Origin of the sequence: Variovorax sp. IB41, from assembly GCF_016405905.1 — a bacterium.
Lineage (GTDB): Bacteria > Pseudomonadota > Gammaproteobacteria > Burkholderiales > Burkholderiaceae_C > Variovorax.
This window is the reverse complement of the sequence record NZ_JAEFCB010000004.1, coordinates 281,525-296,448: the sequence shown is the minus strand read 5'-3', so window position 1 is coordinate 296,448 and position 14,924 is coordinate 281,525. Positions and strand designations below refer to the sequence as shown.

Sequence of the window (14,924 nt, the reverse complement as noted above, 5' to 3'; positions counted from 1 at the left end):
GCGGGCTAAGCGCCGTGGAGCAGCTCGATCACCTGGTCCGCGAGGGCGTCAGGCGACGGATGGGTGCCATCGAGGCGCAGCTCCGGCTGCACCGGTGCCTCGTAGGGAGAGTCGATGCCCGTGAAGTCCGCGATCTCGCCCCGCCGTGCTTTGCGGTACAGAAATTTCGGATCGCGCACCTCCGCGATCTCGATCGGCGTGTCGACATGGATCTCGAAGAACGCGCCCGCCGGAAACAGCGAACGCGCCATCGCGCGGGCGCTGCGAAACGGCGAGATGAGCGCGACGATGACGACCAGGTCCGCCGCGCTCATCAGCTTCGCGACCTCTGCCACCCGCCGCGTGCTTTCCATGCGATCCGCATCGCTGAAGCCGAGGTCGCGGTTCAGCCCGAGCCGCAGGTCATCGCCATCCAGCAGCACCGTGTGCTTGCCGAGCGCGCGAAGCCGGGTCTCGACCTTGCGCGCGATGGTCGTCTTGCCCGCGCCGGAGATGCCGGTGAGCCAGACGACGCAGGGCGCCCGGTCGTTCATGTCCGCAGCGGAATGCGGGCGAGCACGCCGTCGCCGTAGGCCGGGTAGAAGTCCAGGTCGCGCCGGTGCACGTAGCCGATGAAGCAGTCGCACTTGAACCGGCTGCAGGGCTGCTCCGCCAGCATGCCGTCGAGGTCGTCGGCATACAGGTTGCCCAGGCGCCGCGGAATGAAGTGGCACCGTTGCACCTCGCCGTCGCCATCGACGGCGATGGCTTCGGAGCCCGCGCGGCAGGCCTTTCCGCGCGACGGCCCGGGCGAATGCTCGTGGACGAAGCGCGGGTCCATGGCATCGAGCCACTGCAGGTCTTGCGCCGTGTAGTAGCCCGGGCCGCGCCGGTCGTAGGCGTTGAGCCAGAAGGGCGTCGTTTCAGGGAGCGCCGACTTCAGCGCGCGAATGGCCTCGTAGTGCGCCTGCATTGCCACGACGCCGACCGAGTGACCGATGCCCAGCACGGACAGCTGCCGGGTGCGCTCGAGGAAACGCTCGAGCCGCGTCTGGTCGGGGTGATAGGTGCACCACAGCGAGATCTTGCCGGCCGGCGCCTCGGCGAGCCACGACAGCGGTCCCGCCAGGTTGGTCTGCAGCGCCACCTGGGACACGTGCGGCATGGCGGCGAGCGCCAGCATCGCGTGGCGATATTGGCGCCGCACCATGGCTTCACCCCAGGGCGTGAAGAGGATTCGCAGGGGGCGCGTCTGCCCACCTGCCCACTCGACGAAGCGCGCCACCTCGGCGGCATCCCGCGCCAGTGCGGCCCGGGAGTCGCGCCGCTTGGCGAACGGGCAATAGCTGCAGCTGTAGTTGCAGCTCGACAGGCTGCCCCGGTAGAGCACCGTCAGCATGGCGCGTCCGGCATCAGGCGGCGCACGGCCGTCGATGCGAGCCAGGGGCCGATGGTGTCGGAATAGGACACGCCCTGCGCGCTCAACGTGAAGAGGCCCGCCTCGTCTGTCGCGAGTTCCAGGGCCGTGAGTTCCTGCAACTGCGGCAGGTCTTCGAGCACCGGCGCACCGAAGCGCTGTTCGTAGGCCGCGTGGGAGAGGCCCGGGTCCGTCAGGAGCGACTGGATGACAAAGCGCCTGCGCTGCTCGTCGCCGTCGAGTTCGAACCCGTAGCGGGCCTCCGCGAACTGCGCCTCGTCGCAGGCGATGAAGTCTTCGATGATGCTGCGCGTCGCGCTGCGCTGCACGGCGTAGCTGGAGGAGTAGTGAAGGCTGCGGGTGTACGAGCGCGCACCGGCGCCGAACCCCACCATGCCGTCGTCCTGGCAGCAATAGACCGGGCCGTTGTCGCAGGGCGCGTGCGGTGCGCGAAACATGCGCATCGACACCTGCTCGTAGCCCGCGGCCAGCAGGCGAGCCCGTGCCGCGGCGTACAGCGCCTGCCGGAAATCCGCGCCCTGCTCGGCCTTGCGGATCGCCATTTTTCCGAGCCCCGTCTGCTCGCGCACGTAGAGCGGGTAGAGGTAAAGCTCTTCGGGCCCGAACGCCAGCGCGCTCTCGATGGAAGACAGCCAGCTTTCCACCGTCTGCCCATCGATGCCGTAGATCAGGTCGAGGTTCATGACCGGGAAACCCGCCTCGCGGATCCGAGCGATCGCCTCGATGACCACGGCGTTCTGCTGCGGACGCGCCAGTGCGCGAACCTCGTGCTGCGCGAAGCTCTGGATGCCCATGCTCACGCGTTGCACGCCCATCGCGCGGCACACGCGCAGGCGCTCGGGCGTCACGGTTTCGGGCGAGACCTCGATGCCCGAGGGCGTGGCCTGCAGGTCGATGCCCAGGATGCGCTCGGCCGCGACGTACAGCCGCTCGAGCAGCGCAGCCGGCAGGTAGCTGGGCGTGCCGCCGCCCACCGCCAGCCGCGCGAACCGGCGCTCGCCGAGCGCGCGGTCCATGGCCCGCATCTGCCGCACGACGGCATCGACGTAGGACTCGACCAGCGCCTCGGCCGGCTGCGCCATCGCGAAGAGATTGCAGAAGCCGCACCGCATCGTGCAGAAGGGCACGTGGATGTAGGCGAAGAGCGCCGAGCGATCCTCCGCGGCCCAGGCGTCGCGCAGCGACCGGGCGGGCAGCGCGCGGTAGGCGCTCTTGTGCGGATAGCTGTACGAGTAAGCCTGGTAGGGGCCTTGCTGGAGCCATTCGGCGAGCGAGGCTTGGGGCTCGGCTTGGATCATGGCTTGGGTCATGAGGCCCCCAGGAAGAAGTGCGCGTAAGGAACGGTCCACACGCAATCGTGGCCGATGCGGTGGCCGTGGTAGCCGTCGTCGCCATAGGCCGTGCCGTGGTCGGAGCAGACGATCACGAAGGTGGGCCCGCGCGACGCGCAGGCATCGAACAGGGGCGCCAGCGCCCCATCGACGTAGCGCAACGCGGCGGCATGCGTTTCGATGGAGTCCTCCGTATGACCGGGGAGGTGCGCGCGATTCGGTGTGTGGATCGAGGACACGTTGATGAAGAGAAACACGCGCCGCGCATCGGCATGCAGCCGCTGCACGGCCAGGTTCACCTGGCGCTCGGTGGAGTGGCGATGCCCCACGCCCAACGTGGGATGCCAATGGCTTTCCGCGAACATCCCCGGAAACACCTGGCCCAGCGCGTTCTGCTTGTTGAAGAAGCCCACGCCGCCGATGCAGACGGTGCGGTAGCCGCGTGCGCCCAGGCCCTTGGGGATGCTCTCCTCGTCGAAGACGAAGGTGGTGCGCGCCGTGGTCTCGCTGCCGCGAAAGGCGGTGGCGAAAAGCCGCGGATGCGCGCCCGGCCGGGCCGGCGTCGGCAGGTAGCCGGCGAAGAACGCGTGGTGGGCCGCGTAGGTGAAGTTGCCCGGCGTGTGGCGCTTCTCCCAGCCTTGCGCGGGCAGGTGCCGCGAGAGCACCGGCAGTTCGCCGCGCTCGAACGCTGCCTGCGCCACGTCGTAGCGCAGGGTGTCGAGCGTGATCATCACGATGTCGTGGGTGCCGACCACCCGATTCATGTCGACGGTCTCGTTCATCGCAGCGCGCCGTCGCAAAAGGCGGTCGCGTAGGTGTCCTTGCCCTGCCACAGCCAGCCGGGCAGCAGGTCGCCGAAGGCGTTGGCTTCCAGCACATGGGCTTGTCCCTGGCGCACCACGAGGTCGAAGCCGACGACGTTGCTGCGCGGAAACACGCGCGCGGCGAGTTCGGCCGTCGCGGCGAGCGCCGCCTGGTCTGCGGACGCGAGCACGCGGTCGGGGTCGACGCGTTCGCTGTCCAGGTGGAGATTGGTCATCGGTCGTTGTCCGAGGCGCGCGATGCGGTGCGCGACACGGCCGCCGAAGGTCACCGCGCGCAGGTCGAAGTGGCCCGCGCCATGGCGGGGTTTGGGCAGCCATGCTTCCGCGTACGCGCCCTGGGCGCTCACGAGGTCGACCACGCGGCGCACCTCGTCGTGCCGCGTGTAGCAGGACACGCGCTTGACGTTGAACAACCGCCCGCCTTCGTGAAGCTGCGCGGTCGTCGCGGCCTGCTGCTGCCCGCGGCGATTGCGGCGGAACGCGATCACGCCGGACGCGGACGAGCCATAGCGGGCCTTCAGGAAAATGCGGTCCAGTCCGCTGCGATCGAGCAGCGCGACGAGATGCTCGTAGTCATGCACGAGCCCCAGCAGGGGCGCGGTGGACACGGAGTGGGACTGCAGTTGCTGCTGGCACTCGAGCTTGTCGGTCATCGCCAGGATCTCCGCGGGCGCGTTGACGACACGAACGTGCGGCATCGCCGTGAGCATGTGCGCAAGGCGTTTCATCGCGAGGCTGAAGCCCGCGAACCACGCATCGGTTTGCGCCAGCTCACCGCGTTCGATGGGGGCGCAGGGTGCGCGGCCCAGTTGCTCGCACCCCATGAGAACGAGCGCCATGTGCACGGCTGCGTCGTCCCCGGGCGGTTCGATCTTGAAGCGGCAGGGCTCCCGGAGCCGATCTTCGAGCGCATGCGCATCGGCAAGCCATTCGCGCCATTCCACGAGTCGCACGGACGCCCCCGTCTCGCGGGCGGCGGCAAGCAGGCCTTTCGTGCGCTTGCTCGTCGCAACGCCCAGCACCACCCAAGGGAGCATCGCCGGAGGCCTACTCGCCCACCGCCACGTAGCGGTTTCCTTCGTCCGGCTCCTGCGGATCGTCCAGCACCACACCCGGGATGGCCGCGCGCAGTTGCGCCTGGACCGGCGCGCTGATGTAGTGGTGCGACAGGTCCAGGCGCTTGAGCTTCGTGACGTGAGGGCTTGCAAGCAGAGCCTTGGCGCCTTCGTCGCCGAGCGTGCCGAGCGAGAGGTCCAGGGTGTCGAGCTCCGCGACCCAGCCTTCACTCGCCAACCACGCGGCCACCTGGTCGGCGATTTCCGAATCGCGAAGGCCGAGGTGGCGCAGCTTGGGCGTGCGCAGTTTCTGCAACACGCTGCGCAAGAGCTCGACGTCGCCGTCAAAGCCGTATTCGTCGGTGCCCAGCCAGAGTTCGAGGTGCTCGAGCGACGGCAGCGTGGATTGCGCCAGTGCCTCGCTGATCTCGCGCGGCAAGCCGCCGGATTCGATGACGAGTTCGCGGAGTGCGGAATGGCTGAACGCAGGCAATTGCAGCGAGGTCGCGCCGCGGATGCGCAGCACTTCGAGCTGGGGAAAGGCCTGCAGCAGCGCTTGGTAGTTGCCCTGGATGATCCAGGAAATCTCGCAGTCCTCGAAGGTCATGTCGCCGACGAACAGCGCCTTGAGGTTCTTCAGCTCGGCGGCGTGCGCGATCAGGACTTCGAACGCATCGCCGGGGCCGGTGTCGTGGGGCTCGGACCACGGTCCGAGGACGAGGGCGTCGAGCGCGGACTTGTCGACCTTGGAGAGGTACTCCTCGAGCAAGGCGCCCATCGACTTGTCGTCGTCGTAGTCCAGACACAGTCGGTGAACGATGCCGGGGCCGCCGGCCACCTCGCCACCCTGATAGTCCTGAACACTCTTGCCGAAAAATGTCTCGGTACGGTCCGAGATGGTCATGCTGTTCCCTCCGCCACGGTGTGTCTGTGAAGCGGGGGAGAATAACTGACGGGCATGGCCTGTCCGTGACGATTCGGCGCCCGTTTCCGCTCTCGCTGCGACGCCCTGGCACGGGCAAAGGCCGCGGCCCCTGACGGCGGGCGGCGACAGTGCCAAGATGCAGCCCCATGAATCCATCCGCCGCACCCGACCCCGACCCTGACCCCGACAGCCTGGTGCTCACGGGGCTCGCGCCGATCGTCTCGCCGGCCACCGTCGTGCTGATCCTGGGCAGCTTTCCGGGCGTGCGCTCGCTCGCGCAGCAGCAGTACTATGCGCATCCTCAAAACCAGTTCTGGAAGATCTTGCAAGCCGTCTGGCCCGACCACCCGCTGCCGACCGGCGCAGACACCTACGCCGCCAAGAAGGCGTGGCTGCTCGATCGCGGCCTGGGCGTGTGGGACGTGTATGCGGCCTGCGAACGCGAAGGCAGCCTCGATTCGGCGATTCGCGCGCCGGTCGCGAACGACATCGCCGGCCTCCAGTTGCCCAAGCTCGCCGCCATCGCGCACAACGGCGGCGAGAGCTTCAAGCACGCGCGCCACACGCGCACCCTCGGCGTGCCGGTCTACCAGCTGCCTTCCACCAGCCCCGCCAATGCGTCGTGGAGCTTCGAGCGCAAGCTCGCGGCCTGGCGCGAGGTCTTCGACGCCCACAAACTCACCTGATGGCCACGCGCACCACACTCGTTCTTCCCGAAGTCAATTTTTCCGACTGGGGCGACATCCGCTACCTGCACCTGGGCACCGAATGGGTCCAGGGCTCGATGAAGCTCGATGCGCCGTTCGAGATCGAACTCGAATACGTGCAGCGCATGATGGCCTGGCTGCTCTTCGTCGACGGCAAGACCGTCGCCAGCCGCCATGCGATGCAGCTGGGCCTCGGGGCGGCCACGCTCACCAAGTTTTGCCGCAAGACGCTGCGCATGCGCACCACGGCGGTCGAGCTCAACCCGCAGGTGGTGTCGGCCTGCCGCGGCTGGTTCAAGCTGCCGGCCGACGATCCGAAGCTGCGCGTGGTGATCGCCGATGCGGCGGTGGAGATCCGCAAGCCCGAGTGGCACGGCACGGTCGATGCGTTGCAGGTCGACCTGTACGACCATGAGGCCGCCGCGCCGGTGCTCGACAGCGAAGACTTCTACGCCGACTGCCGAGCCCTCCTCACCGAAGACGGCTGCATGACGGTCAACCTCTTCGGCCGCTCGTCCAGCTACGAGCGCAGCCTGGAGAAGATCGCTGGTGCCTTCGGCGCCGATGCCGTCTGGGCCTTCAAGCCGACGCGCGAAGGCAACACGGTGGTGCTGGCGCAGCGCACGCCGAGCCGTCCGAAGCGCGAGGTGCTTGCCGAGCGCGCGCAAACGATCCAGACTCGCTGGAGTCTGCCCGCGCCCAAGTGGCTGCGGGTGTTCAAGCCCCTGAATACATCCATCACCCGACCCTCCGGCCCATGAGCGCTGTTCCCGCAGTTTCCGCCCCCGCACCCCTGGCCGCCCGCCACGAAGGCCCGCTCGAGCTGCGCCGCCTGATCGAATGGCTGGCCACCGACGGCGTGATCTCCCCCGTCGAAGCCAAGCGCACCATCGCGCGCTGCGCGCAGGCCGAGAGCCGGCAGGCGCCGCTGGTGCGCCTGGCCAACGTGGCGATGACGCGCGAGAGCGACAACAAGCCGCTCGACCTCGAAGCCCTCACGCAGTGGCTCGCCGGCCGCGCGGGCCTCACGTACCTGCGCATCGACCCGCTCAAGGTCGACGTGGGCAAGGTGGCCGACACCATGAGCGCGGCCTACGCCGAGCGCCACAAGGTGCTGCCCGTGCAGGTGCTGCCCAACGAGGTGGTGGTGGCCACGGCCGAGCCGTTTCTCACCGACTGGATCGCCGAGGTCGAGCGCCAGTCCAAGCGCACGGTGCGGCGCGTGGTGGCCAACCCGGCCGACATCCAGCGCTACACGGCCGAGTTCTTCGCGCTCGCCAAGTCGGTGCGCGCCGCGCAGAAGGCCGGCGGCAACACCGGCGGCGCGAGCTTCGAGCAACTAGTCGAACTGGGCAAGAGCACCAAGCAGCTCGACGCCAACGACCAGAGCGTGGTGCAGGTGGTCGACTGGCTCTGGCAGTACGCCTTCGACCAGCGCGCGAGCGACATCCACCTGGAGCCGCGGCGGGAGCAGGGCGTGATCCGCTTTCGCATCGACGGCATCCTGCATCCGGCCTACCAGATGCCCATGGGTGTGATGAACGCGATGGTCGCGCGCATCAAGCTCCTGGGCCGCATGGACGTGGTGGAAAAGCGCCGTCCGCTCGACGGCCGCATCAAGACCCGCAACATGCGCGGCGACGAAGTCGAAATGCGCCTCTCGACCTTGCCGACCGCCTTCGGCGAGAAGATGGTGATGCGGATCTTCGACCCCGACACCGCGGTGAAGGACCTCGACGCGCTCGGCTTCGCGCAGCACGACGCGCAGCGCTGGGAGCAGCTGGTCACGCGGCCCAACGGCATCATCCTAGTGACCGGCCCCACGGGCTCGGGCAAGACCACCACGCTGTACTCCACGCTCAAGCGCGTGGCGACCGAAGAAGTGAACGTGAGCACGGTGGAAGACCCGATCGAAATGATCGAGCCCTCGTTCAACCAGACGCAGGTGCAGCCGCAACTCGATTTCGGTTTCACCGAGGGCCTGCGCGCGCTGATGCGGCAGGACCCGGACATCATCATGGTGGGCGAAATCCGCGACCTCGCCACCGCCGAGATGGCGGTGCAGGCCGCGCTCACCGGACACCTCGTATTCAGCACGCTGCACACCAACGATGCGCCCAGTGCCATCACGCGGATGATGGAACTGGGCGTGCCCTCGTACCTGATGACCGCCGTGATGCTGGGCGTGCTCGCGCAGCGCCTGGTGCGCACGCTTTGCCCGCACTGCAAGCAGCCCGACGACGCCGTCACGCGCGAGAGCCTCGAAGCCATCGTCAAGCCGTGGCAGATCACCGGCTCCGTGCGCGCCTACAAACCGGTGGGTTGCGTGGATTGCCGCATGACCGGCTACATGGGCCGCATGGGCCTCTATGAATTGCTGAGCGTGACCGAACCGTTCAAGGACAAGGTCACCAAGGAGCCCAACCTCACGGGCCTCCGGCGCCAGGCCGTGATCGACGGCATGCGGCCCCTGCGCCTGGCCGGCGCGCTGCGCGTGGCCGAGGGCGTGACCACCATCGAAGAGGTGCTGAGCGCCACGCCACCCCTGGAGTGAGGTGTTGCCCTTTGGGTTAACCCTAACCGTTCGGTTAGTGAAATCCACATCCGCCTGACCGCAAGCTGACTGGACAATCCCGCATCGAAACTTGTTCGAGGAGACTGTTCGTGAAAATCAAAAGTCAGAAAGACTTTTTCTCGGGACTGATGTTCACCATCGTGGGTGTGGGGTTCGCCTGGGGCGCCACCACCTACAGCGTGGGCAGCGGCGCCCGCATGGGTCCTGGTTACTTCCCGTTGATGCTCGGCATCCTGATGTCCCTGATCGGCCTGGGGATCATGTTCAGCGGCCTGACCGTTGAAACGACCGACGGCGAAAAGATCGGCAAATGGGCCTGGAAGCAGGTGGTGTTCATCCTGGGCGCCAACCTCGCATTCGGCGTCCTCCTGGGTGGCCTGCCGAGCATCGGCGTGCCGGCCATGGGAATGATCATCGCGATCTACGCGCTCGTGATCATCGCCAGCCTCGCGGGCCACGAGTTCAAGCTGCCCACCGTGCTGATCCTGGCGACGATTCTGGCTATCGGCAGCTACATCGCATTCATCTGGGCGCTCAAGCTGCAGATCCAGGTCTGGCCGACCTTCATCACCGGTTGAGAAGAAAGCTGCTCACATGGAATTGTTTGAACACCTCTCGATGGGTTTTGGCGTTGCCTTTACCTTCACGAACCTGCTGTACTGCCTGGTCGGCTGCATTCTGGGCACGCTGATCGGCGTGCTCCCGGGCATCGGCCCGGTCGCGACCATCGCGATGCTGCTGCCCGCCACGTATGCACTGCCGCCTGTCTCGGCGCTGATCATGCTGGCCGGTATTTACTACGGCGCGCAGTACGGCGGCTCGACCACCGCAATTTTGGTGAACCTGCCGGGCGAATCGTCCTCGGTGGTGACCGTGATCGACGGCTACCAGATGGCGCGCAAGGGCCGTGCGGGTCCGGCGCTCGCGGCTGCGGGCCTCGGCTCGTTCTTCGCGGGTTGCGTCGGCACGCTGATCCTGGCCGCCTTCGCGCCGCCGCTGACCGAGCTGGCCTTCAAGTTCGGCCCGGCCGAGTACTTCTCGCTCATGATCTTGGGCCTGATCGGCGCCGTGGTGCTGGCTTCGGGTTCGCTCCTGAAGGCCATCGCGATGATCGTGCTGGGCCTCTTGCTGGGCCTGGTCGGTACCGACGTGAACTCGGGTGTCGCGCGCTATAGCTTCGACATCCCTGAACTCACCGACGGCATCGGCTTCGTGGCCATCGCCATGGGCGTGTTCGGTTATGGCGAAATCATTGCCAACCTCTCGCGTCCGGACGACGAGCGCGAAGTGTTCACCGCCAAGGTCTCGGGCCTGTTCCCGACCAAGGAAGACTTCAAGCGCATGGTGCCCGCGGTTCTGCGCGGCACGGCGCTGGGTTCTGCCCTGGGCATCCTGCCCGGTGGCGGTGCGCTGCTGGCGGCTTTCGCGGCCTACACGATCGAGAAGAAGACCAAGCTCAAGCCGGGCGAAGTGCCCTTCGGCAAGGGCAACATCCGCGGCGTGGCGGCTCCCGAGTCGGCCAACAACGCCGGTGCGCAAACGTCCTTCATTCCGCTGCTGACGCTGGGCATTCCGCCCAACGCCGTGATGGCGCTGATGGTGGGCGCGATGACCATCCACAACATCCAGCCAGGCCCGCAGGTGATGACCAGCAACCCCGAGCTGTTCTGGGGCCTGATCGCCTCGATGTGGCTGGGCAATGCGATGCTGATCATCCTGAACCTGCCGTTGATCGGCATGTGGATCAAGCTCCTGTCGGTGCCGTACAAGTTCCTGTTCCCCGCCATCGTTCTGTTCTGCGCGATCGGCGTGTACTCGACCAACAACAACACCTTCGACATCTGGATGGTGGGCATCTTCGGCCTGGTGGGCTACACCTTCTTCAAGCTGGGTTGCGAGCCTGCGCCGTTGCTGCTGGGCTTCATCCTCGGGCCAATGATGGAAGAAAACCTGCGCCGCTCGCTGCTGCTCTCGCGGGGCGACTGGAGCGTGTTCGTCACGCGTCCGATCTCCGCGAGCCTGCTGGCCGCCGCAGCGCTGCTGCTGGTGATCGTGCTGCTGCCTGCGGTGAAGTCGAAGCGCGAAGAGGCCTTCGTCGAGGAGTAAGCGGGGCTTCGGCTCTCTTTGGGAAAGCGGCGCCTTCGGGCGCCGTTTTTTATTTCTGTCGGGGTCGGTTCGGGGCGTGTGCACAGGCCACCGGGTACTCCCCTCCGCGAATGTCCCCCGGGGCTTCGCCCCTCCTCCTTGATTTCGCTGCGGGGAGCACCCGATGCCCTGCGCACTTGGGCACGTTGCTGGTGTATCGCTGATCAACGACCACTCTGAAAACGAGCACGCCGATGGGGTGCCTTGCGCAGCGAAATCAAGGAGGAGGCCGCAGGCCGGGGGACATTCGCGGAGCAAGGTACCCCGTCGGCGTGATCGCTCCCTGAATGCCCCCTACGGCCTGGCCGCACGCGGCGGCTTCATATGCTGCCGCGCCATCGCCAGGAAGGCCAAGGCAGCAGGACTGAGCGGATGCTTGGCCAGCCGCACCGCGACCACCGGGTATTCGAGCGTCGGCCGCGTCACTGCCACAGCGCGCAGGTTGCCGGGCATCAGCACCTCCACATAACGCGGCAGCAGCGCGACACCCGCGCCCGCCTGAATGAGGCCGAACGCCGTCGACAGCATCGACACGTGATGCACCACGTGCGGGTACACGTTCGCCACGCTCGACAATTGGCGGCTCACCGCGCGCCAGATGTTGGCGTCGGGGTTGACGTGGATGAAGGGCAGCGCGTCCAGGTGCTTCGCATCGACCACCACGCGCTGCGCGAGCGGATGATCGTCGCGCACGAAGAGGGCCATGCGCTCCGTGAACAGCGGCTCGGTCGCGAGTTCGGAGTGCTTCTGCCCGATGTCCGAACCGAAGCCCAGATCCGCCTCCTGCGAGAGGATGCGCGAGATCATCTGCTCGGCCGTGCTGTCCAGCAGCGTGGTCGCGAGCGTCGGGTGCTTCTGCGAGAAGCGCCCGAGCATCGGCGGCAGCAGCGCGCCCGCCGTGAGATGGCCCACGGCCAGCACCACGCGCCCCTCGCGCAGTTGCGATTGCGAGCGGCAGGCGCCCACCGACTCGTCGATCAGCCGCAGCGCCCGCACCGCCGTCTCGACCATCACCTGGCCCGCGCTCGTGAGCTGGATGCGGCGGCCCCGCACGATCAGCGGCTGCCCGAGCTGCTCTTCCATGCGCTTGACCAAGTGGCTGATGGCCGGCTGCGTGAGCTGAAGGCTTTCCGCCGCGAGCGTGAAGCTGCCCGATTCGGCGACCGCCGCCAGCGCCCGCAACTGCTGCAGCGAGACCTCTTCGGTGGCGTTCTTTGTCATAAGCCGCGCTCATAGTTGAATAAGCTGGATTATCTGGCTTGATGCACGGCGGCTGCATAGCATGGGGGGTTTCCCCACGGGGCCAGAATCGAAGCACCATGAAAAGAATCCAGTTCCTCCAGTTCTTTCAAGGGGCCGCCGTTGCGCTGCTGTGCGTGGCCGCCTCGTCCGCCAGCTTGGCGCAGGGCTATCCGAACAAGCCGATTCGGCTCATCGTGCCGTTTCCCGCGGGCGGCGCCACCGACCTCTTCGCCCGAACGCTCGGCCAGAAGATGGGCGAGAAGCTCGGCACCCAACTGATCATCGACAACAAGCCCGGCGCCGGCGGCGCCATCGGCTCCGACCAGGCGGCCAAGGCGCCTGCCGACGGCTACACGCTGCTGCTGGCCACCACCAGCACGCATTCGATCGGCCCGGCCGTGATGCAGAAACTGCCCTACGACACGGTGCGCGACTTCACGCCCATCGGCCACGTGGGCGATGCGCCCAGCATCATGCTGGTGCCGGTCACCTCGCCCGCCAAGACGGTGCGCGAGTGGATCGACTACGCGAAGAAGAACCCCGGCAAGCTCAACTACGCATCGAGCGGCAACGGCACCATCGTGCAGCTGACGGCCGAGCTCTTCAAGGCGCAGGCCGGTGTGTTCGTCACGCACATTCCCTACAAGGGCACGGCGCTCGCCATTCCCGACCTCATCAGCGGCAAGATCGACGTGCTGTTCGACTCGCTCCCCACCGGCATGCCGCACGTGCGCGACGGGCGCCTGCGCGCCCTGGGCGTGACGACGCTCAAGCGCTCGCCGCTCGCGCCCGAGCTGCCGCCGATCGCCGACACGCTGCCCGGCTACGAGTCGAACACCTGGTTCGGCTTCTACGGCCCGAAGAACCTGCCGGCCGACATCGTGGCGCGCGTCAACAAGGCGGCCAACGAGGCCATTGCCGATCCGGAAGTGAAGGACAAGCTCGCGCGCCTGGGCATCGAGCCCGCCGTTGCCGGCACGCCCGAGCAGTTCGCCAAGATGGTGGCCGTCGACGCCGCCAAGTGGAAAAAGATCGTGGTCGACCGCAAGATCACCAACGAATGACGAGAGCGCACGACATGAACTTCGACTTCAACAATCCCTATCTCTCCACCCGCATCCCGATCTTTGCGCGCAACGTGGTGTCGACCTCGCACCCGCTCGCCTCGCAGGCGGGCCTTCGCATCCTGCAGCAGGGCGGCAACGCCGTCGATGCGGCCATCGCCACCGCGGCCGTGATGACGCTGGTCGAGCCGGTGAGCAACGGCCTCGGCAGCGATGCGTTCTGCATCCTGTGGGACGGCAAGGAATTGCACGGCCTGAACGCCTCGGGCCCCGCGCCCAAGGCCTGGACGCCCGAGTACTTCAAGGCCAAGTACGGCGCCGATGCCGCCACGCCGCCGATGCGCGGCATCGATTCGGTCACCGTGCCGGGCGCCGTGCGCGGCTGGGTCGCGATGAGCGATCGCTTCGGCAAGCTGCCGTTCGCCGACCTGCTGGCGCCGGCCATCGACATCGCCGAGCGCGGCTACCTGGTGCCGCCGGTGGTGCAGGGCAAGTGGGCCGCGGCCACGCCGCTCCTGGGTTCGCAGCCCGGCTTCGCGCAGGCCTTCCTGCCCTGGGGCCGCGCGCCCGAAGTGGGCGAGCTGTTCCGCTTCACCGCGGCGGCGCGCGCGCTCAAGGCCATTGCCCGCACCAAGGGCGAGGCGTACTACACCGGCGAGATCGCCGAGGCGCTCGCCAAGTTTTCTAAGGAGCAGGGTGGCTCGCTCACCGTCGCCGACCTCGCGGCCTACCAGCCGGAGTGGGTGCAGCCCATCTCGCGCGACTACCGCGGCCACACGCTGCACGAGATTCCGCCGAACGGCCAGGGCATCGCGGCGCTGATCGCGCTGGGCATCCTGGAGAAGTTCGACATCGCGTCGCTGCCGGTCGATTCGGTGCAATCGCAGCACCTGCAGATCGAAGCGATGAAGCTGGCCTTCGCCGACGTGTACCGCTACGTGTCGGAGCCATCGTCGATGACGGTGACCCCCGCGCAAATGCTCGATGACGCATACCTCGCATCGCGTGCGAGACTCATCGACGTGAAAAAGGCGCAGGACTTCAAGGCCGGCAACCCCGTCAAGGGCGGCACCATCTACCTCACCGCGGCGGACGAGAGCGGGATGATGGTGAGCTTCATCCAGAGCAACTACATGGGCTTCGGCTCGGGCTGCGTGGAGCCCGAATTCGGCATCAGCCTGCAGAATCGCGGCCATGGCTTCAGCCTGAAGGCCGAGAGCCCGAACGTGGTGGCGCCGGGCAAGCGGCCTTTCCACACGATCATTCCGGCCTTCCTCACCAAGGACGGCCAGCCGGTCATGAGCTTCGGCGTGATGGGCGGCAACATGCAGCCGCAGGGCCACATGCAGACGCTGGTGCGCATGCTCGACTACAAGCAGAACCCGCAGGCCGCCTGCGACGCGCCGCGCTGGCGCTTCAACGCGGGGCTGGAGATCAACGTCGAGGCCGCGATGAACCCGAACACCGTGCAGGGACTGCGCGACCTGGGCCATCACCTGGACGTGATCAACGACTCGTACCAGGACTTCGGCGCGGGCCAGTTCATCTGGCGCGCGGGCGACCCGTCGGTCGAAGGCTACGTGGCCGCGAGCGACCCGCGCCGCGACGGCGTGGCGGCAGGGTTTTAACGCTCGCGCGA

General features: G+C 67.3%; 14 protein-coding genes. 7 read left to right on the top strand and 7 right to left on the bottom strand.

Going from position 1 to position 14,924, the window contains the following annotated elements:
- Window positions 1-5: 5 nt before the first annotated feature.
- Genes cysC through JC881_RS11635 form a run of 6 tightly spaced genes read right to left on the bottom strand, consistent with a single transcriptional unit; the run spans window position 6 to window position 5,531 of the window.
- Window positions 6-533: an adenylyl-sulfate kinase gene (gene cysC, locus JC881_RS11660; RefSeq protein WP_198785866.1), complete on the bottom strand. Its 528-nt coding sequence runs from the start codon at window positions 531-533 to the stop codon at window positions 6-8.
- Complete coding sequence (locus tag JC881_RS11655) at window positions 530-1,378, bottom strand: STM4011 family radical SAM protein (RefSeq protein ID WP_198785865.1); 849 nt, start codon at window positions 1,376-1,378, stop codon at window positions 530-532. Before JC881_RS11655 ends, cysC begins: the two co-directional genes overlap by 4 nt.
- Window positions 1,372-2,727, bottom strand: coding sequence for an STM4012 family radical SAM protein (locus JC881_RS11650; protein ID WP_233101709.1), 1,356 nt, complete (start codon window positions 2,725-2,727; stop codon window positions 1,372-1,374). The genes JC881_RS11655 and JC881_RS11650 overlap by 7 nt, the downstream gene beginning before the upstream one ends.
- On the bottom strand, window positions 2,724-3,530 hold the full coding sequence (locus JC881_RS11645) for an STM4013/SEN3800 family hydrolase (protein WP_198785864.1): 807 nt from the start codon (window positions 3,528-3,530) through the stop codon (window positions 2,724-2,726). The genes JC881_RS11650 and JC881_RS11645 overlap by 4 nt, the downstream gene beginning before the upstream one ends.
- Complete coding sequence (locus JC881_RS11640) at window positions 3,527-4,609, bottom strand: STM4014 family protein (RefSeq protein WP_198785863.1); 1,083 nt, start codon at window positions 4,607-4,609, stop codon at window positions 3,527-3,529. Before JC881_RS11640 ends, JC881_RS11645 begins: the two co-directional genes overlap by 4 nt.
- Before the next feature lie 10 nt (window positions 4,610-4,619).
- A complete protein-coding gene (locus JC881_RS11635; RefSeq protein ID WP_198785862.1) occupies window positions 4,620-5,531 on the bottom strand; it encodes an STM4015 family protein in 912 nt (303 codons plus the stop codon).
- A 167-nt stretch (window positions 5,532-5,698) separates the two neighbouring features.
- On the opposite strand from JC881_RS11635, the gene JC881_RS11630 reads away from it, so the two are divergent.
- The 5 genes from JC881_RS11630 (at window position 5,699) to JC881_RS11610 (ending at window position 10,940) form a co-directional block, all read left to right on the top strand.
- On the top strand, window positions 5,699-6,238 hold the full coding sequence (locus JC881_RS11630; RefSeq protein WP_198785861.1) for a DNA-deoxyinosine glycosylase: 540 nt from the start codon (window positions 5,699-5,701) through the stop codon (window positions 6,236-6,238).
- A complete protein-coding gene (locus tag JC881_RS11625; RefSeq protein ID WP_198785860.1) occupies window positions 6,238-7,020 on the top strand; it encodes a spermidine synthase in 783 nt (260 codons plus the stop codon). Before JC881_RS11630 ends, JC881_RS11625 begins: the two co-directional genes overlap by 1 nt.
- Window positions 7,017-8,813 carry a GspE/PulE family protein gene (locus JC881_RS11620; protein WP_198785859.1) on the top strand — a complete coding sequence of 599 codons (1,797 nt, stop codon included), beginning with the start codon at window positions 7,017-7,019 and terminating at the stop codon, window positions 8,811-8,813. The genes JC881_RS11625 and JC881_RS11620 overlap by 4 nt, the downstream gene beginning before the upstream one ends.
- Before the next feature lie 110 nt (window positions 8,814-8,923).
- Window positions 8,924-9,412, top strand: coding sequence for a tripartite tricarboxylate transporter TctB family protein (locus tag JC881_RS11615; protein WP_198785858.1), 489 nt, complete (start codon window positions 8,924-8,926; stop codon window positions 9,410-9,412).
- Between the two features lie 16 nt (window positions 9,413-9,428).
- Window positions 9,429-10,940: a tripartite tricarboxylate transporter permease gene (locus JC881_RS11610; protein WP_198785857.1), complete on the top strand. Its 1,512-nt coding sequence runs from the start codon at window positions 9,429-9,431 to the stop codon at window positions 10,938-10,940.
- Between the two features lie 333 nt (window positions 10,941-11,273).
- Here the strand turns inward: JC881_RS11610 and JC881_RS11605 are convergent, their stop codons facing one another.
- Window positions 11,274-12,200, bottom strand: a complete 927-nt coding sequence (locus tag JC881_RS11605; RefSeq protein WP_198785856.1) for a LysR family transcriptional regulator — start codon at window positions 12,198-12,200, stop codon at window positions 11,274-11,276.
- Window positions 12,201-12,298: 98 nt separating this feature from the next.
- Between JC881_RS11605 and JC881_RS11600 the strand changes: the two genes are divergently transcribed.
- Window positions 12,299-13,285, top strand: a complete 987-nt coding sequence (locus tag JC881_RS11600; protein ID WP_198785855.1) for a Bug family tripartite tricarboxylate transporter substrate binding protein — start codon at window positions 12,299-12,301, stop codon at window positions 13,283-13,285.
- Window positions 13,286-13,299: 14 nt separating this feature from the next.
- A complete protein-coding gene (locus JC881_RS11595; protein ID WP_198785904.1) occupies window positions 13,300-14,913 on the top strand; it encodes a gamma-glutamyltransferase family protein in 1,614 nt (537 codons plus the stop codon).
- Window positions 14,914-14,924 lie beyond the last annotated feature (11 nt).

Excerpts from the sequence above, each read along its gene's own strand:
- JC881_RS11630 (WP_198785861.1), top strand. The coding sequence starts at position 5,699 with ATGAATCCATCCGCCGCACCCGACCCCGACCCTGACCCCGACAGCCTG.
- JC881_RS11620 (WP_198785859.1), top strand. The coding sequence starts at position 7,017 with ATGAGCGCTGTTCCCGCAGTTTCCGCCCCCGCACCCCTGGCCGCCCGC.
- JC881_RS11625 (WP_198785860.1), top strand. The coding sequence starts at position 6,238 with ATGGCCACGCGCACCACACTCGTTCTTCCCGAAGTCAATTTTTCCGAC.
- cysC (WP_198785866.1), bottom strand. The coding sequence starts at position 533 with ATGAACGACCGGGCGCCCTGCGTCGTCTGGCTCACCGGCATCTCCGGC.
- JC881_RS11595 (WP_198785904.1), top strand. The coding sequence starts at position 13,300 with ATGAACTTCGACTTCAACAATCCCTATCTCTCCACCCGCATCCCGATC.
- JC881_RS11600 (WP_198785855.1), top strand. The coding sequence starts at position 12,299 with ATGAAAAGAATCCAGTTCCTCCAGTTCTTTCAAGGGGCCGCCGTTGCG.
- JC881_RS11655 (WP_198785865.1), bottom strand. The coding sequence starts at position 1,378 with ATGCTGACGGTGCTCTACCGGGGCAGCCTGTCGAGCTGCAACTACAGC.
- JC881_RS11605 (WP_198785856.1), bottom strand. The coding sequence starts at position 12,200 with ATGACAAAGAACGCCACCGAAGAGGTCTCGCTGCAGCAGTTGCGGGCG.
- JC881_RS11650 (WP_233101709.1), bottom strand. The coding sequence starts at position 2,727 with ATGACCCAAGCCATGATCCAAGCCGAGCCCCAAGCCTCGCTCGCCGAA.
- JC881_RS11645 (WP_198785864.1), bottom strand. The coding sequence starts at position 3,530 with ATGAACGAGACCGTCGACATGAATCGGGTGGTCGGCACCCACGACATC.
- JC881_RS11610 (WP_198785857.1), top strand. The coding sequence starts at position 9,429 with ATGGAATTGTTTGAACACCTCTCGATGGGTTTTGGCGTTGCCTTTACC.
- JC881_RS11635 (WP_198785862.1), bottom strand. The coding sequence starts at position 5,531 with ATGACCATCTCGGACCGTACCGAGACATTTTTCGGCAAGAGTGTTCAG.
- JC881_RS11640 (WP_198785863.1), bottom strand. The coding sequence starts at position 4,609 with ATGCTCCCTTGGGTGGTGCTGGGCGTTGCGACGAGCAAGCGCACGAAA.